Here is a 21,053-nt window from a genome sequence, read left to right as displayed (position 1 = left end):
TTGGGTTGCATCGGCCCAACGATCGGGCAACGAACCCTGGCAGATGCGTTTGGGATGCCGGGGATCGGTACGCGCGTCAGTACACGTCGCGGCCGTAGCGCTTGTCGGCGGCGAGCTGCTTGACGTACACCTCGGCCGCGTCCTCGTCGAGTCCGCCGTGGGCGACGGCGATGTCGCGCAGCGCCCGGTCGACGTCCTTGGCCATCCGGGTGGCGTCCCCGCAGACGTAGAAGTGGGCGCCGTCCTGGAGCCAGGACCACAGCCGGGCGCCGTGTTCGCGCATCCGGTCCTGGACGTACACCTTGGACCGCTGGTCGCGGGAGAAGGCGGTGTCGAGCCGGGTGAGCGTGCCGTGGCGGCGCAACTGGTCGAGTTCGTCCTCGTAGTAGAAGTCGGTGGCGCGCCGCTGTTCGCCGAAGAACAGCCAGTTGGGGGCGGTCGCGCCGCGCGCCCGGCGCTCCTCCAGGAAGCCGAGGAACGGGGCGACGCCGGTGCCGGGGCCGACCATCACCATCGGTGTCGTGGGGTCGGCCGGGGGCCGGAAGGCGGGCGTGCGCTGCACGAAGACGGGCACGGGGTGGTCGGTGTCGGCGTCCGCGAGGTGGGTGGAGGCGACGCCCTTGCGGAGCGTCCCGCCGCGGCTCTCGAAGCGCACCACGGAGACAGTCAGCCGCACCTCGTGGGGGTGGGCGAGGGGGCTGGAGGATATCGAGTACAGCCGGGGCTGGAGCCGTTTGAGGACGTCGGCCCACTCCTGGGCGGAGGCGCGCACCGGGTGTTCGGCGAGGAGGTCCACGGCCTGGCGGCCCCAGGTCCACTGGGCCAGACCGTCCCTGTTGTCCGGGCGCAGCAGCCGCTTGAGGTCGTGGTCGTGGGTGCGGTCGAGGACGAAGCGCAGCAGATCCGGGGTGATCTTGGCGATCTCCAGATGGTGGCGGAGGGCGTCGGCGACCGGCATCGCGCGCACGTCGGAGCCGGGGCCGGAGACGGCCACTTCGGCGGCCGGGTCGAGGCCGGTGGCGGCGAGCCATTCGGCGACCAGCCCGGGGCAGTTCTCGGGCTGGACCCCGAGCGCGTCCCCGGCCTCGTAGGCGAGCGTGCCGTCGCCGGTGTCGAACGCGAACTGCCGCACCTCCTTGGCCGCTCCGGGCAGGCTCAGCAGCCGGTTGCCGGTGAGGCGGGTGGTGAAGGGCGCGGCCTTGGAGGGGCGGGCGGGGGCCTGCGGGGCCGGTGCCGGCGGGGCCTTGGGGGGCGGCGCGGCGGCCGCGGCGCCCAGGGCGTCGAGGACGGTGTCCAGCCAGGCGCGGGCGGGCTCGTCGTAGTCCGGTTCGCAGTCGGTGCGCGGGGCGAGGCGTACGGCGCCCAGTTCGTCGAGGCGTTCGTCCAGGCGGCGTCCGTGGCCGCAGAAGTCGTCGTAGGAGGAGTCGCCGAGGGCGAGGACGGCGTAGCGGGTGCCGTCCAGGCGGGGCGCGTCGGGGGCGGCCAGGGACTCCCAGAAGCCGGAGCCGTTGTCGGGGGCGTCGCCGTCGCCGAAGGTGCTGGTGATGACGAGGAGGTCGGCGGTGCGGGGGAGGGTGGCGGCGGCGAGGCCCTCCATCTCCAGCAGGCGGGCCTGCCGTCCGGTGTCGGCGAGGCGGCGGGCGGCGGCACCGGCGACGTCCTCGGCGTTGCCGGTCTGGGAGGCCCACAGGACGACCACGTCGCGGATGGCGGGGTCGGGTGCGGAGGTGTCGGGGGCCGTCGTCGGGGCGGCGGTGGCGGGCACGGCGGCCCGCGAGAAGGCCCCGGCCAGGACGCCGTTGACCCACAGGGCGTGCGCGGACGAGAAGGGGGCGTCAGGGGGGAGTACGGGGACGGCGGCGGGCACGGCCGGGGCGCCCGGGCCCGCGGCCGTGCCGGGGAGCCCGGCGAGGAAGCCGCGCAGGTACTGGCGCTCGGGCTCGGTGAGGGCGGGCGGCGCGAGGTCGGCGACCCCGAACGCGGCGGCAAGCCCGTCGGCCACGGCGGCCGTGTCCACGGGGGCCGTCTCCGTCGGGGCGGCCGCGCCGGGGACGCCGACCGCCGCCGTGTGCGCCGCGCCGGGGGCCGCCGGGGCGAGCCGGGGCGGGGCCGAGGCGACCTTGGCCAGCGACACCGCGCACACCTTGAACTCCGGCTGGAAGGACACCGGGTCGACCGCGTCGTGGGTGACCGCGTTGACGCTGAGGTATTCGCCGAACAGGTCGTTCCAGTGGAACGGCGCGAAGCAGTTCCCCGGCCGCACCCGGTCCGTCACCACGGCCGGGAGCACCGCACGCCCGCGCCGCGAGGCCACCTCCACCGCGTCGCCCTCGCCGACGCCCAGCTCCTCCGCGTCCCGCGGATGCAGCTCGACGAACGGCCCCGGGTTGAGCTTGTTCAGCTTGGCGACCTTGCCGGTCTTGGTGAGCGTGTGCCACTGGTGCTGCAGCCGCCCCGTGTTCAGGAGGAACGGGAAGTCGTCGTCCGGCAGCTCGGCGGCGTCCAGGTGCGGGCGGGCGTGGAAGACCGCGCGGCCGCTCGGCGTGGGGAAGACCAGCCGGGGCCGGGTGCCGTCCTCCCGTACGGCGAGGGTCTGGCTGACACCGTCGTTGAGGTAGCGGACCGGGTTGCGGTCGTCGCCGTCACCGGACGCGGCGGGCCACTGCACCGGGGTCTCGCGCAGCCGCTCGTAGGTCACCCCGCGCAGGTCGTAGCCGGTCTTCGGGTTCGAGGTGCGCTTGATCTCCTCGAAGATCTCCTCCGCGCTGTCGTAGCCGAAGGCGTCCCCGTACCCCATCTCGCAGGCGATCCGGGCGATGATCCGCCAGTCCGGCAGCGCCTCGCCGGGCGGGTCGGCCGCCTGCCGGGCGAGGGTGAGGTTGCGCTCGGAGTTGATCATCACGCCGTCGGCCTCGGCCCACATCGCGGCGGGCAGCACCACGTCCGCGTAGGCGTTCGTCTCGGTCTCGGCGAAGGCGTCCTGGGTGACGACGAACTCGGCCGCCTCCAGCCCCTCGATCACCGTCCGGCGGTTGGCGACCGAGGCGACGGGGTTGGTGCAGATGATCCAGCACGCCTTGATCTCGCCGTCCGCCATGCGCCGGAACATGTCGACGGTGCCCTGCCCGGCGCCGTCCGCGCGCAGGGTGCCGGGCGCGATGCCCCACAGCTCCTCGGTGAACGCCCGGTCCTCCGCGTCCAGCACCGACCGCTGCCCGGGCAGCCCCGGCCCCATGTACCCCATCTCGCGGCCGCCCATCGCGTTGGGCTGGCCGGTGAGCGAGAAGGGGCCGCTGCCGGGGCGGCAGATCGCGCCGGTGGCCAGATGCAGGTTGACCAGGGCATTGGTGTTCCAGGTGCCATGGGTGGACTGGTTGAGCCCCATCGTCCAGCAGCTCATCCACTCCCCGGCCTCCCCGATCCACCGCGCCGCCGCGCGGATGTCGTCCTCGGGGATGCCGGTGATCTCCGCGACCCGTTCGGGCGGGTAGTCGTCGAGGAAGCCGGGCAGGGCGTCCCAGCCCTCGGTGTGCTCGTCGATGAACCCCTGATCGGTGTAGCCGCCGTCGACGAGCAGCCGCAGCAGCCCGTTCAGCAGCGCGAGGTCCGTACCGGGCTTGATCTGCAGAAACAGATCCGCCTTGGCGGCGGTCGCGGTGCGCCGCGGATCGACCACGATCAGCTTGGCGCCCGCCTTCACCCGGTCCATCATCCGCAGATAGAGGATCGGATGGCAGTCGGCCATGTTGGAGCCGGTGACGAGGAACACATCGGCGTGCTCGAAGTCCTGGTACGACCCGGGCGGCCCGTCCGCCCCCAGCGACAGCTTGTAGCCGCTGCCCGCGCTCGCCATGCACAGCCGCGAATTGGACTCGATCCGGTTGGTGCCGATGAACCCCTTGGCCAGCTTGTTGGCCAGGTACTGCGCCTCCAGCGTCATCTGCCCGGACACATAGAAGGCGAGCGCGTCCGGCCCGTGCTCGTCGAGGATCGCCCGCAGCCGCCGGGCGGTCGCGGTGATCGCCTCGTCCACCCCGGCCGCCGCCGGTTCCGTGCCCCGGTCGTCCCGCGACAGCGCCGTCTCCAGCCGCCCGGCCGCCCGGAGCATCTCCGCGCTGGTGGCGCCCTTGGTGCACAGCCGCCCCGCGTTGGCGGGGTGCGCCTTGTCCCCGGACGCCTTCAGCACCGTCCGCCGCCCGTCGGCGTCCTGCCCGACGTCGAGCACGATGCCGCACCCGACGCCGCAGTAGGAGCACACGGTCCGCACCGATCGCGCCGTCCCCTCGGCGGGGCCGGTGCGTGCCGGACCCGCCGACCGAGCCGATGCCGTCACGGATGCCCCTCTCACGCTCGCGGTGGGCCTCTCCCACTGCCGCACACCGTAAAAAATCCCGGTTGCGAGCGCGTCACAGCCGCCGATCGCGGGCGATTACGTCCCCTGCACAGTCCCCTTCCGCCGCCTGTGAGCTTTGCTTCCCGCCGCTTCCCGCCGGGCCTACTCGGCGCCCCGGCGTACCGCCCGGCGCTCCAGCCGGTCGACGACCCCGGCGTGGAAGCGGTCCACGGCGTCGTCGACGCTGCGGATGAAGCCCGACTCGGCGTTGCCACGGGTGCTGCCCATGCTCTTGAAGAGGGACAGCCGGAAACCGGTGATCCGGTCGCCGTCCTTGGGCAGGAGATTCCCGGGCTCGGGGCGCAGCCGCTCCAGCGTGCCGCGCGGACCGCCGCCCTCCCCCTCCACAAGGGTCTCGATGTGCAGATCGGCCGGGGCCTCGGCCAGCTGACGCACCAGGCGCTTGACCCAGGTCAGGGGGTAACCCTGGTCGGGCACCGGAAGCTCGATGGAGGTGCGCAGCCTGCCGGTGCGCAGATCGGCGACGATCGCCAGGATTCCGGCGGTGCCCTCGACGCGCAGCTCGGCGTGGAGACGGCCGTCCTGGCAGAGCTGCTCGGCGAGGGCCTCGCGGCGGGAGACCTGGTCGCTGCCGCGCTTGGCGCGCTGGACGGGCAGCGTCCGCTGGCCCAGCTCGCCGCCGAGCCGCAGACAGACCTGGCGGATCAGCCTCTCCCAGCTCTCGACGACGTCGACGGCGCGCTGATCGCCGTGGCACAGGGTCTCGTCGTCGATGCCGTTGCGCACCGGCACCCAGGCCGGGCCCATGTTCTGGAAGCCGTGGCAGCCGGAGTTCTCATGCTGCAGATAGTGCAGCAGCTCCTGGAGCAGCCAGGCGTGGGCGGGGTTGCCGACGCCCTCGTGCCGGATGAGCATCTGGGCGTGATGGGCCACCTCGGCCCAGGACAGATGCCAGAGCGCCACCTTGTGCTTGCGCCGCCCGTCGATCTTGATGTCGACCAGCGGGCTGCCTTCCAGGGCGACATCGTTGGACAGGGTGATGACGGCCTCGTAGCCGCGCCGGGCCGCGATGTCCATGTAGTCCTGCACCTGCTCGGACTTGAGCGGATTGCCGTTGGTCTTGGTCTCGACCAGGGCGGTCCAGAGCTTGCCCGCCCGCTCGACGCGGATCACACCGTCGGGGCGCTTGGGGGAGTCACCGTGCGGCAGCGAGACCTCCGTGAAGGTCTCCATACGGCCCGCCGGTGCGCCGAAGGCGGCGGTGAGCCGACGCCCGAACTCCGGCACCTGGGCGATCACCGACAGCAGCACGGACGTCGCCCGCGTCTCGCGCTCCCGGTCGCTCTTGAGCGAGGAGGCCGGGAAGAGCCGGGCCCGCCGCCAGGAGTCGTTCTCGGCGAGCGACTTCTTGGCGACCCTGGGGAGCGTGACCTTCTTCTTCGCCGTACGGGGACGCCGCGACGCGGGTTCCGCCGCCGGTGCCGCCGCCTGGGCGGGGACGGTCGGCGGCGCGGCGGGCGACGCCTCCTGCTCGACGGCGACGGGCTCCTCGGGCACCGCGTCCTCGGCGTCAGCGGCATCATCAGTGTCAGCGTCGGCAGCGTCATCGTCGATGTCGATGCCGAAGTCCGACGCCAGCCCGGCCAGCCCGGACTCGTATCCCTGACCGACGGCCCGGAATTTCCACTCCTCGCCGCGCCGGTAGAGCTCCCCGAAGATGAACGCGGTCTCCACACTCGCGTCCTCGATGGTGAACCCGAGTAAGGTCTCCCCGGCCCGGTCGGCGAGCGTCATCCGCAGGTCCGCGAGGTCGCCGAAGCGGGCGCCGCCGTACCGGCTGGCCGCCACGACGATGCGGTCGACGTCGGCCGGGGCGGCGGTCAGGTCGAGGCCGATGCGGTCCTCGCTGCCGTCGGCGGTGGGCGCCTTGCCGAGCAGCTGGACACTGCCGTCGGCGGCGGCCGGGTTGTTGTAGAAGTAGAAGTCCGCGTCGCCGCGCACCTTGCCGCCCGCGTTCAGCAGCAGGACGGAGACGTCCGCGTCCCCCTCCCCGGTGGCGGTGGACCAGCCCAGGCTCAGAATCACCGAGCCGGTGTCCTCGCTCAGCGCGGCGAGTCCGACGTTGCCGCCCTTGATCATCTCGTGCATTGGTTCCCCCCAATGTGCACAGCCGCTGTGGAACTGCCCGTGCGGCTACCCGCGATGCGTGATGGCTACATCCGCATAAGTGGAGTGAACCTTAACTCCCGAACCACGCGTTTCGCGGGGTGATGGGGCGATTGCCCCCCGGGGCGGCGCGCGAAATCCTGGTCGCTGATAAGGCGTCAGACTGCTTTCTGACGATGCGTCACAGCCATATGTGACGTTGGTCCGAACCCCTTGCACACAACTCCTTCGCCACTCCTCTATCGTCTCTTGTCAGTCGACTCGGGGACGTGAAAGGCTCGGCCCACCCGTGAAGGGGAACCCCCAACTCCGAGTCAGATCTGTGCTGTTGGCTGCCCAACCCCGCGGCCCCATGTGAGAGGCTTGCCCCCCTGGCGGGGGCGCCACTGTTCGTGAGTGAGGAATGTGCCTCCATGCCCGACCACTCGGCATCCCGGGACGGCGCGTTCGCGCCACCCGGTCAAGCGTCCGTCACCGCAACGGACGCCGACGCCGTCTCCCCGACGGCCCTGCTCAACCTCTACTGGGACGCGGTAGCCGACTACGCGAACCTGTGCACCACCACCCCCGAAGACGGCATGCGGCTGGCCACCGAGGCGTTCCGGCGCGGCATCAGGGCCGCCCGCAACCGCCGGGCCCGCTCCTGGGGCCCGCGGCTGCCGTGGCTGCCGCTGCTCCTGACCTCCGTACGCAAGACCGCCGCCGACTGGCACACCCACCGGGACGGCGACCGGCTCGACCCGGAGCTGCGGGTCTGGCTCTCCTCCACCGGCGTCGCCCGCTACGCCGTCCCGCCCCGCGAACAGCCGCTCGCCCTGCGCGGGCTGCGTGACCTGGGGGAACGTGACGGGGCGCTGCTGTGGGAAATCGAGGTGGAGTCGCAGCCGGTCGAGACGCTGGCCTGGCAGCTGGGCGGCGACATCGCGTACGCCACCGAGGAGGTCGCCCGGGTGCGGGCCGCCTTCCGGCAGCGCTGCCAGCGCAACCATCTGGACACCCTCGGGCATGAGGAGTGCCGCAGCTACGCCAAGCTGCTGGACGCCGCCACCCGTTCGCCCGATGCCCACTCCCCCGCGGACCTCTGGCAGCACCTGGCCCGCTGCCGTAACTGCCGCGAGGCCGCCGCCTGTCTGTATCTGCACGGCGGCGGGCTGCCCACCGCGCTGGCGGGCGGGGTGCTGGGCTGGGGCGGGCACGGGTACGTGGCGCGGCGCCGAAGAGCCGTCGAGCGGACCCCGGGCGCCACCTCCGTCTCGACCGCACCGGCCTCGCACGCCGTCCGCATCCCGTTACGGGACCAGGTCCTGGACAAGGTCGGCGGCCCGCTGACGATGGCGCCGCGCCTGCTGCGTCAGAGACTCGGCGCGACCGGGCGCAGACGAGCCGTGCACGGCTCGCGCAGGGCCCGTACGGCGACGGTCGCCCTGGCCGTGGTGGCCATCGTGGCGCTGGCCACGACGGTCGCGCTGACCAGGACCGCCGCGGTGTCCGGCGGCGGCACCGAGGAGCAGGCCACCGGCCGCGTCGCCCGCGACACCACCGCTCCGGGCGGTACGCCCCCGGACACCACCCCGGCGGACACCGGGACCCCCGGCAGCCCGGGCGGGTCCACAGAACCGTCCTCCTCCCGCAGTGGCGACGGCGTGGGCGGCAAGGCCGGGAAGGACGACCCGGAGGGCGAGAGCCGTACGGGGGAGAAGGCCGGGAAGCGCACGGACCCGCCCGCCTCCTCGTCCGCCCCGGAGGACTCGGGCCAGGGCCACCGGCCCCCCGCCGACCCCACCCGGAAGCCCCCGTCCAAGCCCACCTGCACGGCCCGCTACGACGTGGTCAACGAGTGGCCCGACGGCTTCAAGGCCGAGATCACGCTGACCTCCCGCAGTGCGCTCGACAGCTGGCGGGTCAGCTGGGACTTCCCCGGCAGCCAGCGCGTCACCCAGATGTGGAACGGCGAATTCACCCAGCGCGGTGCCACGGTGACCGCCACACCGGCCGACTACAACCAGCGGATCGACGCCGGTAAGCCCCTCTCCGTGGGCTTCCTCGGCACCTGGGACGGCCGGAACTCCCCGCCCCGCGCCTTCACCCTGAACGGTGAGCGCTGCTCGGCCTGAGCGCCGCACACCGACGGACGCGGCCCGGGATTCCGGGCCGCGTCCGGTGCCGTCGGGGCGGTCAGCAGCCGACGCGGTCAGCCTCCGCCGTCAGCCGCCGTTGGAGACGAGCTTCCTGATGCCGCGCTGGTCCGCGGCCGTGTACTTCCCGCCGTTGGCGTTGAGATAGCCGCCGTTGGGCGAGGTCATCACCGGCTTGTTCTCCTTCGGGTCGAAGGACTTCGGGTCCGGGTGGTCCAGCCCCATCATGTGGCCCAGCTCATGGGTGATGGCGTTGCGGGTCATGGCGGTGTTCTTCGCCTTGTCCGAGCCGAACCAGTCGTTCTCCTTGCCCGCGCTGTTCCAGTACTCGTCGTCCATCAGGACGTATCCGCCCCAGGCGCTGTTGTCGGTGGTGTTGTAGCAGGGCTTGGCCTGTGACATGCCCTTCCGGCCGTTCAGCGGGCGGTGGGCCAGCGTGAACATGATGTGGTTCGCGGACCCCGCGCAGTACTTCTTGTTCTTGAGGTTCGTGCCGCCCTCGATGGTCGTGGACAGCTTGAAGGTGATGCCCGCGGCCTTGACCTCCGGCATGGCGTTCAGCTGGGCGACCGGAATCCTCAGATACGGCGTGAGCCGGTCCCGGGCGGTCTTCGTCACGAACGACAGGGTGTACGTGGAGTGGTGGCGCAGCGATTCGATGTAGTACGGGCTGCCGCTCTCCAGCTTCCAGCCCACCCCGTTGTTCGCGGCATGGGCGACTCCGCCCGTGGCCAGCAGCACCGAGGCGGCGGCTACGGCGACGATGCCGATCTTCTTCATCTGTGTTCTCCCGTTGGCGGTCGCTCCCCGTGAGCTTCCGCCCCCGATTCTGCGGGCGGGCACGCCACACCACGTCCGCGGGAGCGCATTCATGACCGGATCATGACCGGATCGGTACCGGCGTGTACGGGCGTGTACGGGCGTGTACGGGCGTGTACGGGCAGTCCCACGGCCACCCGGATGGCCGTACCGGACCCCCGACCGTGTTACACACCGGGCGCGGGTGGCATGTAATGGCGCGCATGAGCAGTGTCCTGAGCGGCATCGTGTCCCTGCCCCCGGACACCCCCACGGTGCGGGCGGCCCGGGTGGTGGTGGAGGTGCGCAACGTGTCCCGCGCCGATGTGTCCGCCTCCGTGGTGGGGGCGCAGGTGCAGACCGATGTGCCGCTGAGCCCGGCCGGGCACATCCCGTTCAGCGTCACGGTCCCGGGCGAGCTGGACCCCGACGACATCTACGGGCTGCGCGTCCACGTCGACCTGAGCGGTACGGGCTTCCTGGAGCGCGGCGACCTGGTCAGCGCCCGGGTGGGCCCCGTGCCCCCGGCCTCCACCGCCGGGCTGATCGCCCCGGTCAGCGAGGTCTGACCCGGCGCGGCTGACGTGATTGCCGCCTACCCGTTCAGCCCCGGCAGGCCCACTGGTTACGATCTGGCGCGATGGGCACAGGGCGGGGCGGAGACGGGGGCTTACGGATGCGCAGGGTGCGAGCCACCGCGCGCTCCGCGCTCAGGCGTGCCGTGGCGCTCCTCGCCGTGGCGCTCTGGGTGGCGCCGTCGTGCGTCCACTCGGGCGGCGACCATCCGCCGATATCGGCGGGCTGCCCGCACCGTCTCATAGCCGAACCCCGGCTCGAACAGCCCCCACTGGGGCACGCCTCGGACGCTCCCCTCGCCCCGGCCACCGGGGACGAGGGACCGACGGGCGGCGGCGACGACTGCGTGGCCGGTCCGCGCGGCGGAAACCCCGCCCTGGTCCCCGCCCCCGTCCCGCCGCCCGCCCTCGCCGGACTCCGGCCGCCGGACGGCCCACGGACCACGGACTCCGTACGGGCGCCGCCCGACACCCAAGTCCACGCCCTCGGCCTTCACCAGCTCCAAGTACTCCGCACCTAGGCCGATCGCCGACTTCCGCCATCACTTCACTCATTCAGTGCGACTGTGCGAGAACTGCGAGGACTGGACAGCCATGGCTTCCAAGGGACCGAAGACGAAGGGCGCGGCCGCCGACCGCCGCGCCAAGATAGAAGAGCTGCGCCGCGCGGAGAAGGCCCGTGAGCGCAGGTACCGGATCATCACCATCACCTCCTGCACCGTGATCGTCGCCGCTCTGGCGGTCGGCGGCTTCTTCCTGGTCGACGCGGGCAACGAGAAGGAGGAGAAGGCCACGAAGGTCTCCTCGTCGGTCGCGAAGACCGGTGAGTTCAAGGGCATGAAGACCTGGAAGAACCTGGGCCGCACCCATGTGGGCGGCACCGTGAAGTACGCGATGTCGCCGCCGGTCGGCGGAAACCACAGCCAGGTCTGGCAGAACTGCGACGGCGACGTCTACACCAAGCCGCTGGCCAAGGAGAACGCGGTGCACTCGCTGGAGCACGGCGCGGTGTGGGTGACCTACAGCGACAAGGCCTCCAAGGAGGACATCGCCGCGCTCACGGACCGGGTGAAGAAGACCCCGTATTCGCTGCTGAGCCCCTACCAGGACCAGGACACGCCGATCGTCCTCAACGCCTGGGGCAACCAGCTGAAGGTCGAGAAGGCGTCGGACCCGCGGGTGGCCACGTTCTTCAAGAAGTTCGTCCAGGGCAAGCAGACCCCCGAGCCGAACGCCTACTGCACCAACGGGAAGTCGTCGTGACCGACGGGACCACCGCCCTCGGCCGGGCCTCCCGGCAGCCGGTGGTGGCGGGCGTCACCGCCGCTCTCGCGGTGCTGACGCTGGTGGCGGTGGGGGTGGTGTGGCTGATGAGCGACCGCTCGGAGGGCACCACCGGCACCGGCACACCGAAGGACACCTCCGCCGAGGCCGGTTTCGCCCGCGACATGTCCACCCACCATCAGCAGGCGGTGGAGATGTCGCTCATCGTGCGCGACCGCACCGGGAATGAGGACGTGCGGCGGCTGGCGTTCGACATCCTCACGGCGCAGGCCACCGAGCGCGGGATACTCCAGGGCTGGCTGGACCGGTGGGGACTGGACCGGACGTCCGAGGACGCGCCGATGACGTGGATGAAGAACGCCGGAGGCATGGACAGCACGGACGGCATGGGCCACGGCTCGATGAAGGGCATGGACCACGCCTACAAGCCGCACGACGGCTCGCTCATGCCCGGCATGGCCACCAACACCGAGCTGGACAAGCTGCGCGAGGCCAAGGGCAAGGCGGCCGAGGTGCTCTACCTGAAGCTGATGACCGCCCACCACAAGGGCGGTGTCGCGATGGCGGAGGGCGCGGCCGAACTGGTCACGGACCGGCCCGAGAAGCGGCTGGCCACGACGATGGTCCGGGCCCAGCAGTCGGAGATCCAGCTGATGGCCGACATGCTGAAGGAGCGCGGCGCGAGCTCCTGAACACCCCCGGTGGGACACCCCGGTGACGCCCCCGGCCCAAAGCTCACGGGCCGGGGGCGTCGTTCCCGCTGCCGAACACCCCCGCGCGCGCCGCCCGGTAGACCGCGTCGGCGGTGGTCCGCACCAGCCGGGCGTCGATGGACCCGCGCAGGATGAGCACCCGGTAGTAGAAGGGCGCGGCCAGTGCGGCGATGACCTCCTTGGCGTCGGTGTCCGCGGGCAGTTCGCCCCGGTCGATCGCGCGCCGCACGATGTCGGCCCGCTCGTCGACCCGGCCGACGAAGGTGTCGCGGAGGATCTCCTCGCCCCGTGGATCGTGGGCGGCGGCCGCCACCAGCCCCTGGATGACATTGCGATTGCGCAGCGCGCTGTTGAAGTCGGCGATGAGCTGGGCGAGTTCACGCAAGTCCCGCCGGAGGTCGCCCGAGTCGGGGGTGGGCAGCGCGGAGGCACGCTCGGCCAGCAGATCGACGACGACCCCCTCCACCGTCCGCCAGCGCCGCCGGATGGTCGACACGTGCACCCCGGAGCGCTGGGCGAGCTTGTCGAGGGTGAGCGCGCTGAACGAGTCGGCGCCCAGTTCGTCGTAGACGGCGGCCAGCACGGCGGCGCGGGTCCGTGCCGTGCGCCCGCCGGGGCGCGCCGAGCCGTGGGATGGTCGCGCGTTCATGGTTGGTGAGCCGCCATGTCTCCTGTACCGCGGTAGGGGTCCGTAACGGGCCGACCCTACGTCCCACCGAAACCCCGGCGCAGGAGATGTTGACTACTTCAGGACGCTACCGGCCAGTACTCCATTGCGTGACGTGCCCACGTCCGGATACGGTGACGCCTCCAACTTAACGCGCGCCCAAGAGCATTAAGGGTGAGCCATGAAGTAGGCACGCCGGACCTTCCGTACGCGGGGAGGGAAGGTCCGGCGCGCTTGCGGCCCCCGGCGGGCAGCAGGAAGCCCCGGCGGTGACGGACACCACCGGGGCCTGACGCTACGTCAGCGGGCGAAGGCCGGGGTGAACTCGACCGGGATCGACGAGACGCCGCGGATCATCAGCGCGGAGCGCCACTGCAGCTCCTCGGGGGTGATCGACAGGGACACGTCCGGGAGACGGTCGATCAGGACCTCGATCGCGGCCATGGCGATGTTCTCGGCCAGCTCGCGGGCGGCCTGGGGGCAGCCGTGCGGACCGTGGCTGAAGGCCATGTGGGCCTGGTTGCCGGAGGCCCCGGCCCGGAAGTCCGGGCGTACGTCGGGGTCGGCGTTGGCCGCCGCGAGCCCCAGCATCAGGCAGTCGCCCTTGCGGATGTGGCGTCCGGAGAACATGGTGTCCTCGGACGCCCAGCGGCCGACCCAGTTGGGGACCGGGGTGGACTCCCACAGCACCTCGTTGAGCGCCTGGCCCACGCTGCGCCGCCCGCCGGACATCGTCACCGCGAACCGCTCGTCGGTGAGCATGAGCCGCAGCGCGTTGCCGATCAGGTCGGTGGTGGGCTGGTGGGCCGCGTAGACGTTGCCCAGGAGGTCGTTGATGATCTCCTCGTCGTTGAGGCCCGCCGGGTGGAACGCCAGCACCGAGGCGATGTTGTTCGCGTCGGGGTTGGCCCGGGCGTGCTCCAGCAGCCCCACCATCCGGTTGGTCAGCCGGTCGAACGCGGCCGGCACCGCCTTCCCGCTGACCAGGTCCACCATCTCCTGCGTCAGGGCGGGATCGTCGTCCAGGCCGTACATGCGGTTCAGCACCCGCAGCGGGATCTGGCTGGCGTACTCGGCCATCAGATCGGCGCGGCCGCTGCCCGCGAAGACGTCGATCAGCCGGTCCGCGACGCGCTCGCACTCCGCCCGCAGCTCGGACGGGTCCACGGTCTCCATGCTGTCGATGACCGCCTCGGACCGCCGCTCATGGTCGGCGCCCTCGGAGAACAGCATCGTCGGCCGGTAGGCGACGAACGTCATCAGCTCCCAGTCGGGCGGGACCCGGTCCCAGGCGTGCCAGCGGCGGGAGTCGCGGGCGAACACCTTGGGGTCCGTGGTGACCCGGAGCAGCTCCCGGTAGCCGAGCACCATCCAGACGGGGATGTCCGGTTCGAGCAGCACGGGGACGACGGCACCGTGCTCGCGGCGGAGCTTGCGGTACAGCTCGTCCGGATCGGCGCGGAGCAGATCCATGTCCAGCCGCACCGCGTCCGGCTGCTCCGGCCAGCCCTCCAGCGGCGGTGCGTCGGGGGCGAAGAGATCCTCTGGCGGGGACGTGGGGTCCGGGGTGGTCACGCGGTGGTCTCCCGGGCGGCGGAGGAGGTGGACAGGGAGTAGAGGTGACGGGCCAGCGCGACCAGCACGGCCTTGCTGGAGTCGCGCTCGCGGGCGTCGCAGTCGATCACGGGGACGTCCGAGGGCAGATCGAGCGCGTCCCGGACCTCCTCCAGGGTGTGCTGCGGTGCGGTGAAGTTGTTGCGGGCCACGATGAACGGCGTCCCGTGGTATTCGAGACGGTCGATGGCGTACCAGGAGTCGGCGAGCCGGTTGGTGTCGACCAGGACGACCGCGCCCAGGGTTCCGGCGAAGAGCCGGTCCCACAGGAACCAGAAACGTTCCTGCCCGGGCGCGCCGAACAGATAGAGCACCATCTGCTCGTCCAGGCTGATGCGGCCGAAGTCGAAGGCGACCGTGGTGGTCGTCTTCGACTGGACGAACGAGGCGTCGTCGATCCCGACGCCCGCCTGGGTCATCGTCTCCTCGGTGCTGAGCGGGCGGATCTCGCTCACCGACTGGACCATGGTCGTCTTGCCCACGCCGAAGCCGCCGACGACGACGATCTTGAGGCCGTCGCTCGCGCTCGCCCTCAGCGGTGCCCGGACGTCGGCGCGATCAGAGGTTCTGGAGTGCAACGAGCACCTTCTTCAGCGTTTCGGGCTCCGGCAGCCCTCCGTTGTCGGGGCGGGCAGCGGCGGGATGGCGCGCGGTGATCTTGCCGGTGTCGAGCAGGTCGCAGAGCAGGATCTTGACCACGCTGACGGGCAGTCCCAGGTAGGACGAGATCTCCACGACCGCCATGGGCCGTCGGCACATCCGAAGGATCTTGAAGTGTTCCGACTGCATGCCGAGTGTGGGATCGGATTCGCTGACGATGAGCGTGACCATGTCGAACACGCTCTCGTCGGCGCGGCTGCGGCCACCGGTGACGGTGTACAGCCGGTCAGGGTCCTCGCTGTCGAGCGGCCCTCGGATCATGCGTTCGCCCCGCCGCCACGGCCGCCGTTCGCGAAGCTGCGGGGCGCAGCGCGCAGATGGTCGCCGATCTGCTCGACCAGTTCGTTCATGTTGTGGCCGATGATGCCGACGTCGGCCTCGTCGTGCGCGACGACGGCCAGATGGGCGCCCTCGCCCGCCTCGACGATGAACAGGATTCCCCCGTGGAACTCCGTCATGGACTGCCGGACGCCGCCGCTGCCGTCACCGAACTCGATCGACGCACCGTGGGAGAGGCTCTGGATGCCCGAGGCGATGGCCGACAGCTGGTCGGCCTGGTCCACGGACAGCCCCGATGTCAGGCACAGCTTGAGGCCGTCCCGGGACAGCACGAGCGCGTGCCGGGCCCCCGGCGTCTTCTCCAGCAGGTTCTCCAGCAGCCAGTCCAAGCTGCGGTCTGTGGTGTTCATCGGCGTTCCTATCATCACGGCTGGTCGTTCTCGGCGGACTCAGCGGACTCGGCGGACTCGGCGGGCGGCGCGGTCCCGGTGGCTTCTGCGGACGCCGCCGACGTGGTGTTACGCCCATCGGTATCGCCGGGGCAGCCGCGCGTGGCGTCGCGGAAGGCACCGAACCGGGCTCCGGCGTCGGTACGCGGAGGCTTCGGCGTGGCGTCGGGCGCGGGGCGGGGCGTGGCCCGGGTGGCGGCGGCGAGCGTCTCACCGCGGCGGCGCCGGGGCAACCCGTTGATGGGCGAATCCGCACGGGCCTCGGCGCCGGAGGGTCCGCCGGACGACCCGGACGCGCCGGAGGGCCCGGAGGGCTCCGCCGAGGGTGCCGGGGCGGACGGCGCCGAGGGCGCTGCCGGGGCAGAGGGGGCCGACGGGGCGGGTGCCTCGGCCACCGGTTCGGTGCGCTCGGCGCTCACGGCGGGCCGGGAAGCGGCCGGGGCGATCGGTGCGGCCGGGGCGATCGGTGCGGCCGGGGCGGCGACCCGAGGCCGGGCGGACTCGGCGCGGCCGCGCGCGGAAGCCGCGGGCACCGCGTCCTGGTTGATGTGCGTGATCAGCTGCTGTGGGATCAGAACCACGACGCCGGTACCTCCCCGGGCGGACGGCCGGAAGGAGACCGTCAGCCCGTGCTTGCGCGCCAGACAGCCGACGACCGCGAGGCCGAGCCGGGTGCCGGACAGGGTCGTCAGGTCGAGTGTCTGCGAGGAGACCGCCTTCTGGGCGCGGGCCAGCGCGGAGGAGCCCATGACGAGGCCGCCGTCCTCGACGGTGACCACGACGCCGGTGTGGGTCTCCTCGACGTACACGTGCACCTCCTCGGTGGGAGGCGAGAAGCTGGTGGCGTTGTCCATCAGCTCGGCGAGGGCGTGCATGACGCCCTCGGCCGCGTAACCGGCCACCGCGGCGTTGCTGGCCGCGTGGACCCGTACCCGCTGATAGGCGCTGATCCGGCCGACCGCGCCGCGCAGGATGGACTCCATCACGATGGGCTTGGTCCAGCGGCGCCCGGAGCGGGCACCGGTGAGCACCGCGATGCTGTCCGCGATGCGGCCCGTCTGGGCGGTGGTGTGATCGAGCTTCAGCAGGTCGCCGAGGACGCTCTCGTCGTGCCGGTTCTCCATCTCGCGCAGGTCCGCGAGCATGCTGGTGGCCAGTGCCTGGACCCGGCCCGCGGCGTTGGCGCACGCCGCCATCGCGGAGGCGCGCATGCGCTCACCGGTGCCGATCTCCTGCACCACGCTGCGCAGCACCCGGCCGTGCGCCTGGTCGCCGGGCTTCGTCACCCGCATCAGCACGGTGTCCACCGAACCGCCGTCCCGCAGGCCCTTCACCGCAGCGGGAATCGTTTCGTCAGCGAGCCGGGCGGCCTCCGCGGCGTACTGCGCGGCCGAGGCCTCCAGACCCGCGATCCGGGACTGGAGGCGGCCGATGGTCCGCGTCCGGTGGGCGGCGACCGCGAGGGCCACGCCCAGGGCCACGGCCGCCAGCGCGCAGAAGACGGCGACCAGGACGCGCTGAGCTTCGGGCACCTCTGCCGTCACCCACGCTCCCGCGCCGCCGGCGACGACCGCTGCCAGCAGGGGCACGGCCAGGGCCTGCCGGGTTGCGGCAGGCCCTTTGTAGGGATGGCTGGATATATGTGCTGACATCTATCAGGTCCTCATGGGCGCGTTCGTGGGTTGAGGGTGGACCACGCGGACATCAAGCCGTGGGCGGCACATGGTAGTACTGCTCGGAGAATTTTGAACGACCGCGCTGGGCACACGGTTCATGACGATGTGTCAGCATCGCGGTCCGGCACCGGATGTTGTCCGATCGCGCCAAAGCTGAACGGTTCTGAGCTGGGATCACGTATCCATCATGCGCGCGGTGGGCCCGACAGCCGAGGCTAGAGTGTCTAGCGTCGCTAGAGTCGCGCGCCGGCCACGCCGATCTCCACCGGAGGCTCCGGCGGTTCGGGCAGGGCCAGTTCGGCCCAGATGACCTTGCCGCCCGCGGTGTAGCGCGTCCCCCAGCGCTCGGCGAACTGCGCGACCAGGAACAGCCCGCGGCCGCCCTCGTCGACCGGCGTCGCGTACCGCAGATGCGGTGACGTGCTGCTGGTGTCGGACACCTCGCAGATCAGAGTGCGGTCCCGGAGCAGCTGGAGCCGGATCGGGCCGGTGGCGTGCCGGATGGCGTTGGTGATCAGCTCGCTGAGGACGAGCTCGGCGGTGAACGCCACCTCCTCCATGCCCCACTCCGCCAGCTGCCGCTGCACATCGGCGCGCACCCGGGCCACCGCGGCGGGGTCGGACGGCACGTCCGAGGTCACCACCGCGCCCGGGGCCAGCACCCGGGTCCGGGCGGCGATCAGCGCGATGTCGTCGCCCGGCCTGGCGGGCAGCAGCGCGTCGAGCACCTCGACGCAGACCTCCTCGGGCGACCGCCCCGGGTGCGCCAGGGCGTCCCGCAGCATCTCCAGACCGATATCGATCTCCCGGCGGCGGTCCTCGATGAGCCCGTCGGTGTAGAGGACGATATGGCTGTTTTCGGCCAACTCCAGCTCGGCCGTGTCGAACGGCAGCCCGCCCAGGCCCAGCGGCGGTCCGGCGGGCAGGTCCGGGAACTCCACCGAGCCGTCCGGGCTCACCACCGCGGGCGGCGGATGACCGGCCCGCGCCATGGTGCAGCGCCGGGTCACCGGGTCGTAGATCGCGTACAGGCAGGTGGCGCCGGTCGCTCCGGTGAGCGGCTCGCCCCCGCCCCCGGGGATGTCCTGGCCGAGGGGGCTCTCGTCCTGGTCGATGCGGGCCACCAGGTCGTCCAGATGGGACAGGATCTCGTCCGGCGGCAGATCGAGGGTGGAGAAGTTGTGCACGGCCGTCCGCAGCCGCCCCATCGTCGCCGCCGCGTGCAGCCCATGCCCGACGACGTCACCCACCACCAGCGCGACCCGCGCGCCCGGCAGCGGGATCACGTCGAACCAGTCACCCCCGACCCCGGATTCGGCGGGCAGATAGCGGAAGGCCACGTCGAGGGCGCTCTGCGCGGGCACCGCGCGGGGCAGCAGGCTGTGCTGGAGGGTCACCGCCATGGTGTGCTCGCGGGTGTAGCGGCGGGCGTTGTCGATGCACACCGCCGCGTGGGAGGCCAGCTCCTCGGCGAGCGTCACCTCTTCCTCCTCGAAGGGGTCGCGCTCCGCCATCCGCCAGAAGTTGACCACGCCGAGCAGCACGCCGCGGGCCCGCAGCGGCACGGTGACCAGCGACCGTACGCCGTAGCCGATGATCTTGGCGGTCCGGTCGGGGTCCTGGGCCTGCCAGCCGGCGGCCCGGGTCAGATCGTCCTCCACGACCGCCTGCCCGCTGCCCAGACCCCACGCCTGGGGCGTGGACTCGGCGAACGAGAACCGCTCGCCCACCGGATAGAAGGGGGCGTCGGGCCGGATGCCGTGGACGGCCGCCCGGCACATCTCGGCGCCGCCGACCGCCGGGGGCTCCTCCCCGCGCGGTACGGGCTCCGCCAGGTCGACCGTGACGAAGTCGGCGAACCGCGGCACCGCCACCCGCGCCAGCTCCTCCGCGGTGCGCCCCACGTCGAGCGTGGTGCCGACCTCCACACTGGCGTCGTACAGCAGCTTGAGCCGCTTCTGGGCCACATCGGCGCGGCCCGAGAGGGCGCGCAGCTCGGTGGAGTCGCGCAGGGTGGCGACGCCGCCGGGCGGGCCGCCGTCGCGGTCGGTGGGCCGGTTGTTCACGGCCAGCAGCCGGTCGCCGGTCACCAGCACCTCGTCGGTGACGACGCGCCGGGAGACCAGCAGGTCGGCGATTCCCGAGTCCAGGCCCAGCTGGTGGACCGGGCGCCCCTCGGGGCGCGGCGGCAGGTCGAGCAGCCGGGACGCCTCGTCGTTGGCGAGCACCAGCCGGGCGTCGCCGTCGACGATCACCACGCCCTCGCGCACGGCGTGCAGCACCGCGTCGTGGTGCTCGTACATCCGCGTCATCTCGCCGGGCTCCAGGCCCCGGGTCTGGCGCCGCAGCCGCTTGCTGACGAGCGCGGTGCCGCTGGTGGCGAGGGCGAGGGAGGCGGTGACGGCGCCGATGAGCAGCGGCATCTGGCGGTCGGCGAGCCCGCTCACCTTCTTGATCGTGATCCCCGCGCCGACCGCGCCGACGACCTTGTGGTGGCTGTTGAAGATGGGCGCCACCGCGTCCATCGATTCGCCCAGGGTGCCGGGGCCGGTATCGGTGGTGGTGTGCCCGTGCATCGCCGGCGCGATGGTGCCGATGTAGTGATGTCCGATCCGCTTGGGGTTGGGGTGGGTGATCCGGATGCCGTCGGTCTTCATGACGACGACGAAGTCGAGCCCGGACTTCTTCCGGGCGGCCTCCGCCTTCGGCTGGAGCACAGCCGTCGGATCGCGGCTGTGCAGGGCCCGGACCATCCCCGGCGCGTTGGCGAACGACTCGGCGACGGCGATCGAGCGGCCGCGCGCCTCGTCGGTGGCGTCGTGCCGCACCTGGAGCACCAGGGCGGCGGTCGCCGCGGCGCCGAGCAGCAGCACGATGATCAGCTGAAGGACGAAGACCTGACTGGCGACGCTGCGGACGTTCGCCCACACCCGAGGGCGCCGTCCCGCCGCCTGAGGGCGCTCACGTCGCCGACTCCGCGGGCGCCGACCGGGGAACACGCGGGCAACCCACGATCGACCCATGAACCGGGCCATAGAGATACATCTACACCGGGAACTCCCGGAAGGCGAACCCCTTATGCCCGTCATACCCACAAAAATAACTTTCAGCAGAGTAGGGGTGACTTTGCGTGCGGGGGAGCGGTCGGGACGCGGGGTGCCGAGCCCGGCGGACTGTGCAAACCTGACATCAGGGCAATTCACCCGAATTGCCGCGAAACGGCGGCCGCCATGCCGTCGATCGCGCCTGACGAAGGAGTCCGACATGGCCACTCACGCGGGTGGAGTCCACCCGGGAACCGCCCCCCGCACCTACGGCGGGGTCAGCGGACGTCTCGTCTTCGGGGCCGTCATGATGCTCTTCGGCGGTCTGATGACCCTCGCCCAGGGCATCGCGGCCATACGCACCGACAGGGTGTTCGTGTCCACCCCGAACTACATCTTCAGTTACAACCTCACCGGGTGGGGCTGGATCCACATGATCCTCGGCATCGTGCTGGTGATCACCGGTCTGGCGACGTTCACCGGCGCGATGTGGGCCCGGGTCGTGGGCGTGGTGATCGCGGGACTCGCGCTGATCGCCAACTTCCTGTGGCTGCCGTACACCCCGCTGTGGGCGACGGTGCTGATTCTCATCGACGCCTTCGTGATCTGGTCCCTGTGCACCGGGGGCCAGGGCTACGA

The 21,053-nt window shown here is 71.8% G+C and carries 15 protein-coding genes and 1 pseudogene; 6 read left to right on the top strand and 10 right to left on the bottom strand.

Translation table 11 applies throughout. The features are described from left to right. Positions 1-76 precede the first annotated feature (76 nt). Positions 77-4,267, bottom strand: coding sequence for a bifunctional nitrate reductase/sulfite reductase flavoprotein subunit alpha (locus ABZ370_RS11300; protein ID WP_358619327.1), 4,191 nt, complete (start codon positions 4,265-4,267; stop codon positions 77-79). A gap of 228 nt (positions 4,268-4,495) precedes the next feature. Continuing rightward, positions 4,496-6,493 carry a TerD family protein gene (locus ABZ370_RS11295; RefSeq protein ID WP_358619325.1) on the bottom strand — a complete coding sequence of 666 codons (1,998 nt, stop codon included), beginning with the start codon at positions 6,491-6,493 and terminating at the stop codon, positions 4,496-4,498. Between the two features lie 440 nt (positions 6,494-6,933). Between ABZ370_RS11295 and ABZ370_RS11290 the strand changes: the two genes are divergently transcribed. Further along, complete coding sequence (locus ABZ370_RS11290) at positions 6,934-8,634, top strand: cellulose binding domain-containing protein (protein ID WP_358619124.1); 1,701 nt, start codon at positions 6,934-6,936, stop codon at positions 8,632-8,634. 90 nt (positions 8,635-8,724) lie between these two features. Here ABZ370_RS11290 and ABZ370_RS11285 read toward each other — a convergent pair whose 3' ends face one another. After that, on the bottom strand, positions 8,725-9,435 hold the full coding sequence (locus ABZ370_RS11285; RefSeq protein ID WP_358619123.1) for a hypothetical protein: 711 nt from the start codon (positions 9,433-9,435) through the stop codon (positions 8,725-8,727). Between the two features lie 242 nt (positions 9,436-9,677). On the opposite strand from ABZ370_RS11285, the gene ABZ370_RS11280 reads away from it, so the two are divergent. The 4 genes from ABZ370_RS11280 to ABZ370_RS11265 all read left to right on the top strand — a co-directional run bounded on the left by ABZ370_RS11280 (position 9,678) and on the right by ABZ370_RS11265 (position 12,004). Continuing rightward, on the top strand, positions 9,678-10,022 hold the full coding sequence (locus tag ABZ370_RS11280; protein ID WP_358619122.1) for a hypothetical protein: 345 nt from the start codon (positions 9,678-9,680) through the stop codon (positions 10,020-10,022). Positions 10,023-10,138: 116 nt separating this feature from the next. Next, positions 10,139-10,549: a hypothetical protein gene (locus ABZ370_RS11275; protein ID WP_358619120.1), complete on the top strand. Its 411-nt coding sequence runs from the start codon at positions 10,139-10,141 to the stop codon at positions 10,547-10,549. A 73-nt stretch (positions 10,550-10,622) separates the two neighbouring features. After that, positions 10,623-11,291: a DUF3105 domain-containing protein gene (locus tag ABZ370_RS11270; protein WP_358619118.1), complete on the top strand. Its 669-nt coding sequence runs from the start codon at positions 10,623-10,625 to the stop codon at positions 11,289-11,291. Between the two features lie 107 nt (positions 11,292-11,398). Next, positions 11,399-12,004, top strand: coding sequence for a DUF305 domain-containing protein (locus tag ABZ370_RS11265; RefSeq protein ID WP_358619324.1), 606 nt, complete (start codon positions 11,399-11,401; stop codon positions 12,002-12,004). A gap of 43 nt (positions 12,005-12,047) precedes the next feature. Here ABZ370_RS11265 and ABZ370_RS11260 read toward each other — a convergent pair whose 3' ends face one another. The 7 genes from ABZ370_RS11260 to ABZ370_RS11230 all read right to left on the bottom strand — a co-directional run bounded on the left by ABZ370_RS11260 (position 12,048) and on the right by ABZ370_RS11230 (position 20,405). Further along, positions 12,048-12,674, bottom strand: a complete 627-nt coding sequence (locus ABZ370_RS11260) for a TetR-like C-terminal domain-containing protein (protein ID WP_358619116.1) — start codon at positions 12,672-12,674, stop codon at positions 12,048-12,050. Between the two features lie 318 nt (positions 12,675-12,992). Continuing rightward, the gene (locus ABZ370_RS11255) at positions 12,993-14,267 is read right to left on the bottom strand and encodes a cytochrome P450 (RefSeq protein WP_358619114.1); all 1,275 of its coding nucleotides are present in this window, start codon (positions 14,265-14,267) and stop codon (positions 12,993-12,995) included. Continuing rightward, positions 14,264-14,884: an ATP/GTP-binding protein gene (locus ABZ370_RS11250; protein ID WP_358619112.1), complete on the bottom strand. Its 621-nt coding sequence runs from the start codon at positions 14,882-14,884 to the stop codon at positions 14,264-14,266. The genes ABZ370_RS11255 and ABZ370_RS11250 overlap by 4 nt, the downstream gene beginning before the upstream one ends. Next, positions 14,865-15,227, bottom strand: coding sequence for a DUF742 domain-containing protein (locus ABZ370_RS11245; protein WP_358619111.1), 363 nt, complete (start codon positions 15,225-15,227; stop codon positions 14,865-14,867). Before ABZ370_RS11245 ends, ABZ370_RS11250 begins: the two co-directional genes overlap by 20 nt. Next, positions 15,224-15,655, bottom strand: coding sequence for a roadblock/LC7 domain-containing protein (locus ABZ370_RS11240; RefSeq protein WP_358619109.1), 432 nt, complete (start codon positions 15,653-15,655; stop codon positions 15,224-15,226). The genes ABZ370_RS11245 and ABZ370_RS11240 overlap by 4 nt, the downstream gene beginning before the upstream one ends. Before the next feature lie 14 nt (positions 15,656-15,669). Next, a complete protein-coding gene (locus ABZ370_RS11235; protein WP_358619107.1) occupies positions 15,670-17,346 on the bottom strand; it encodes an ATP-binding protein in 1,677 nt (558 codons plus the stop codon). A 257-nt stretch (positions 17,347-17,603) separates the two neighbouring features. After that, a complete protein-coding gene (locus ABZ370_RS11230) occupies positions 17,604-20,405 on the bottom strand; it encodes a SpoIIE family protein phosphatase (RefSeq protein WP_358619105.1) in 2,802 nt (933 codons plus the stop codon). Positions 20,406-20,721: 316 nt separating this feature from the next. On the opposite strand from ABZ370_RS11230, the pseudogene ABZ370_RS11225 reads away from it, so the two are divergent. Then, a pseudogene (locus ABZ370_RS11225) lies at positions 20,722-21,039 on the top strand (hypothetical protein); the annotation flags it as partial. Positions 21,040-21,053: the final 14 nt, after the last annotated feature.

This window comes from Streptomyces sp. NPDC005962, from assembly GCF_040629205.1.
Classification (GTDB): Bacteria; Actinomycetota; Actinomycetes; order Streptomycetales; family Streptomycetaceae; genus Streptomyces.
The sequence above is the reverse complement of the archived record's forward strand: the minus strand, read 5'-3'. Positions and strand labels throughout refer to the sequence as shown.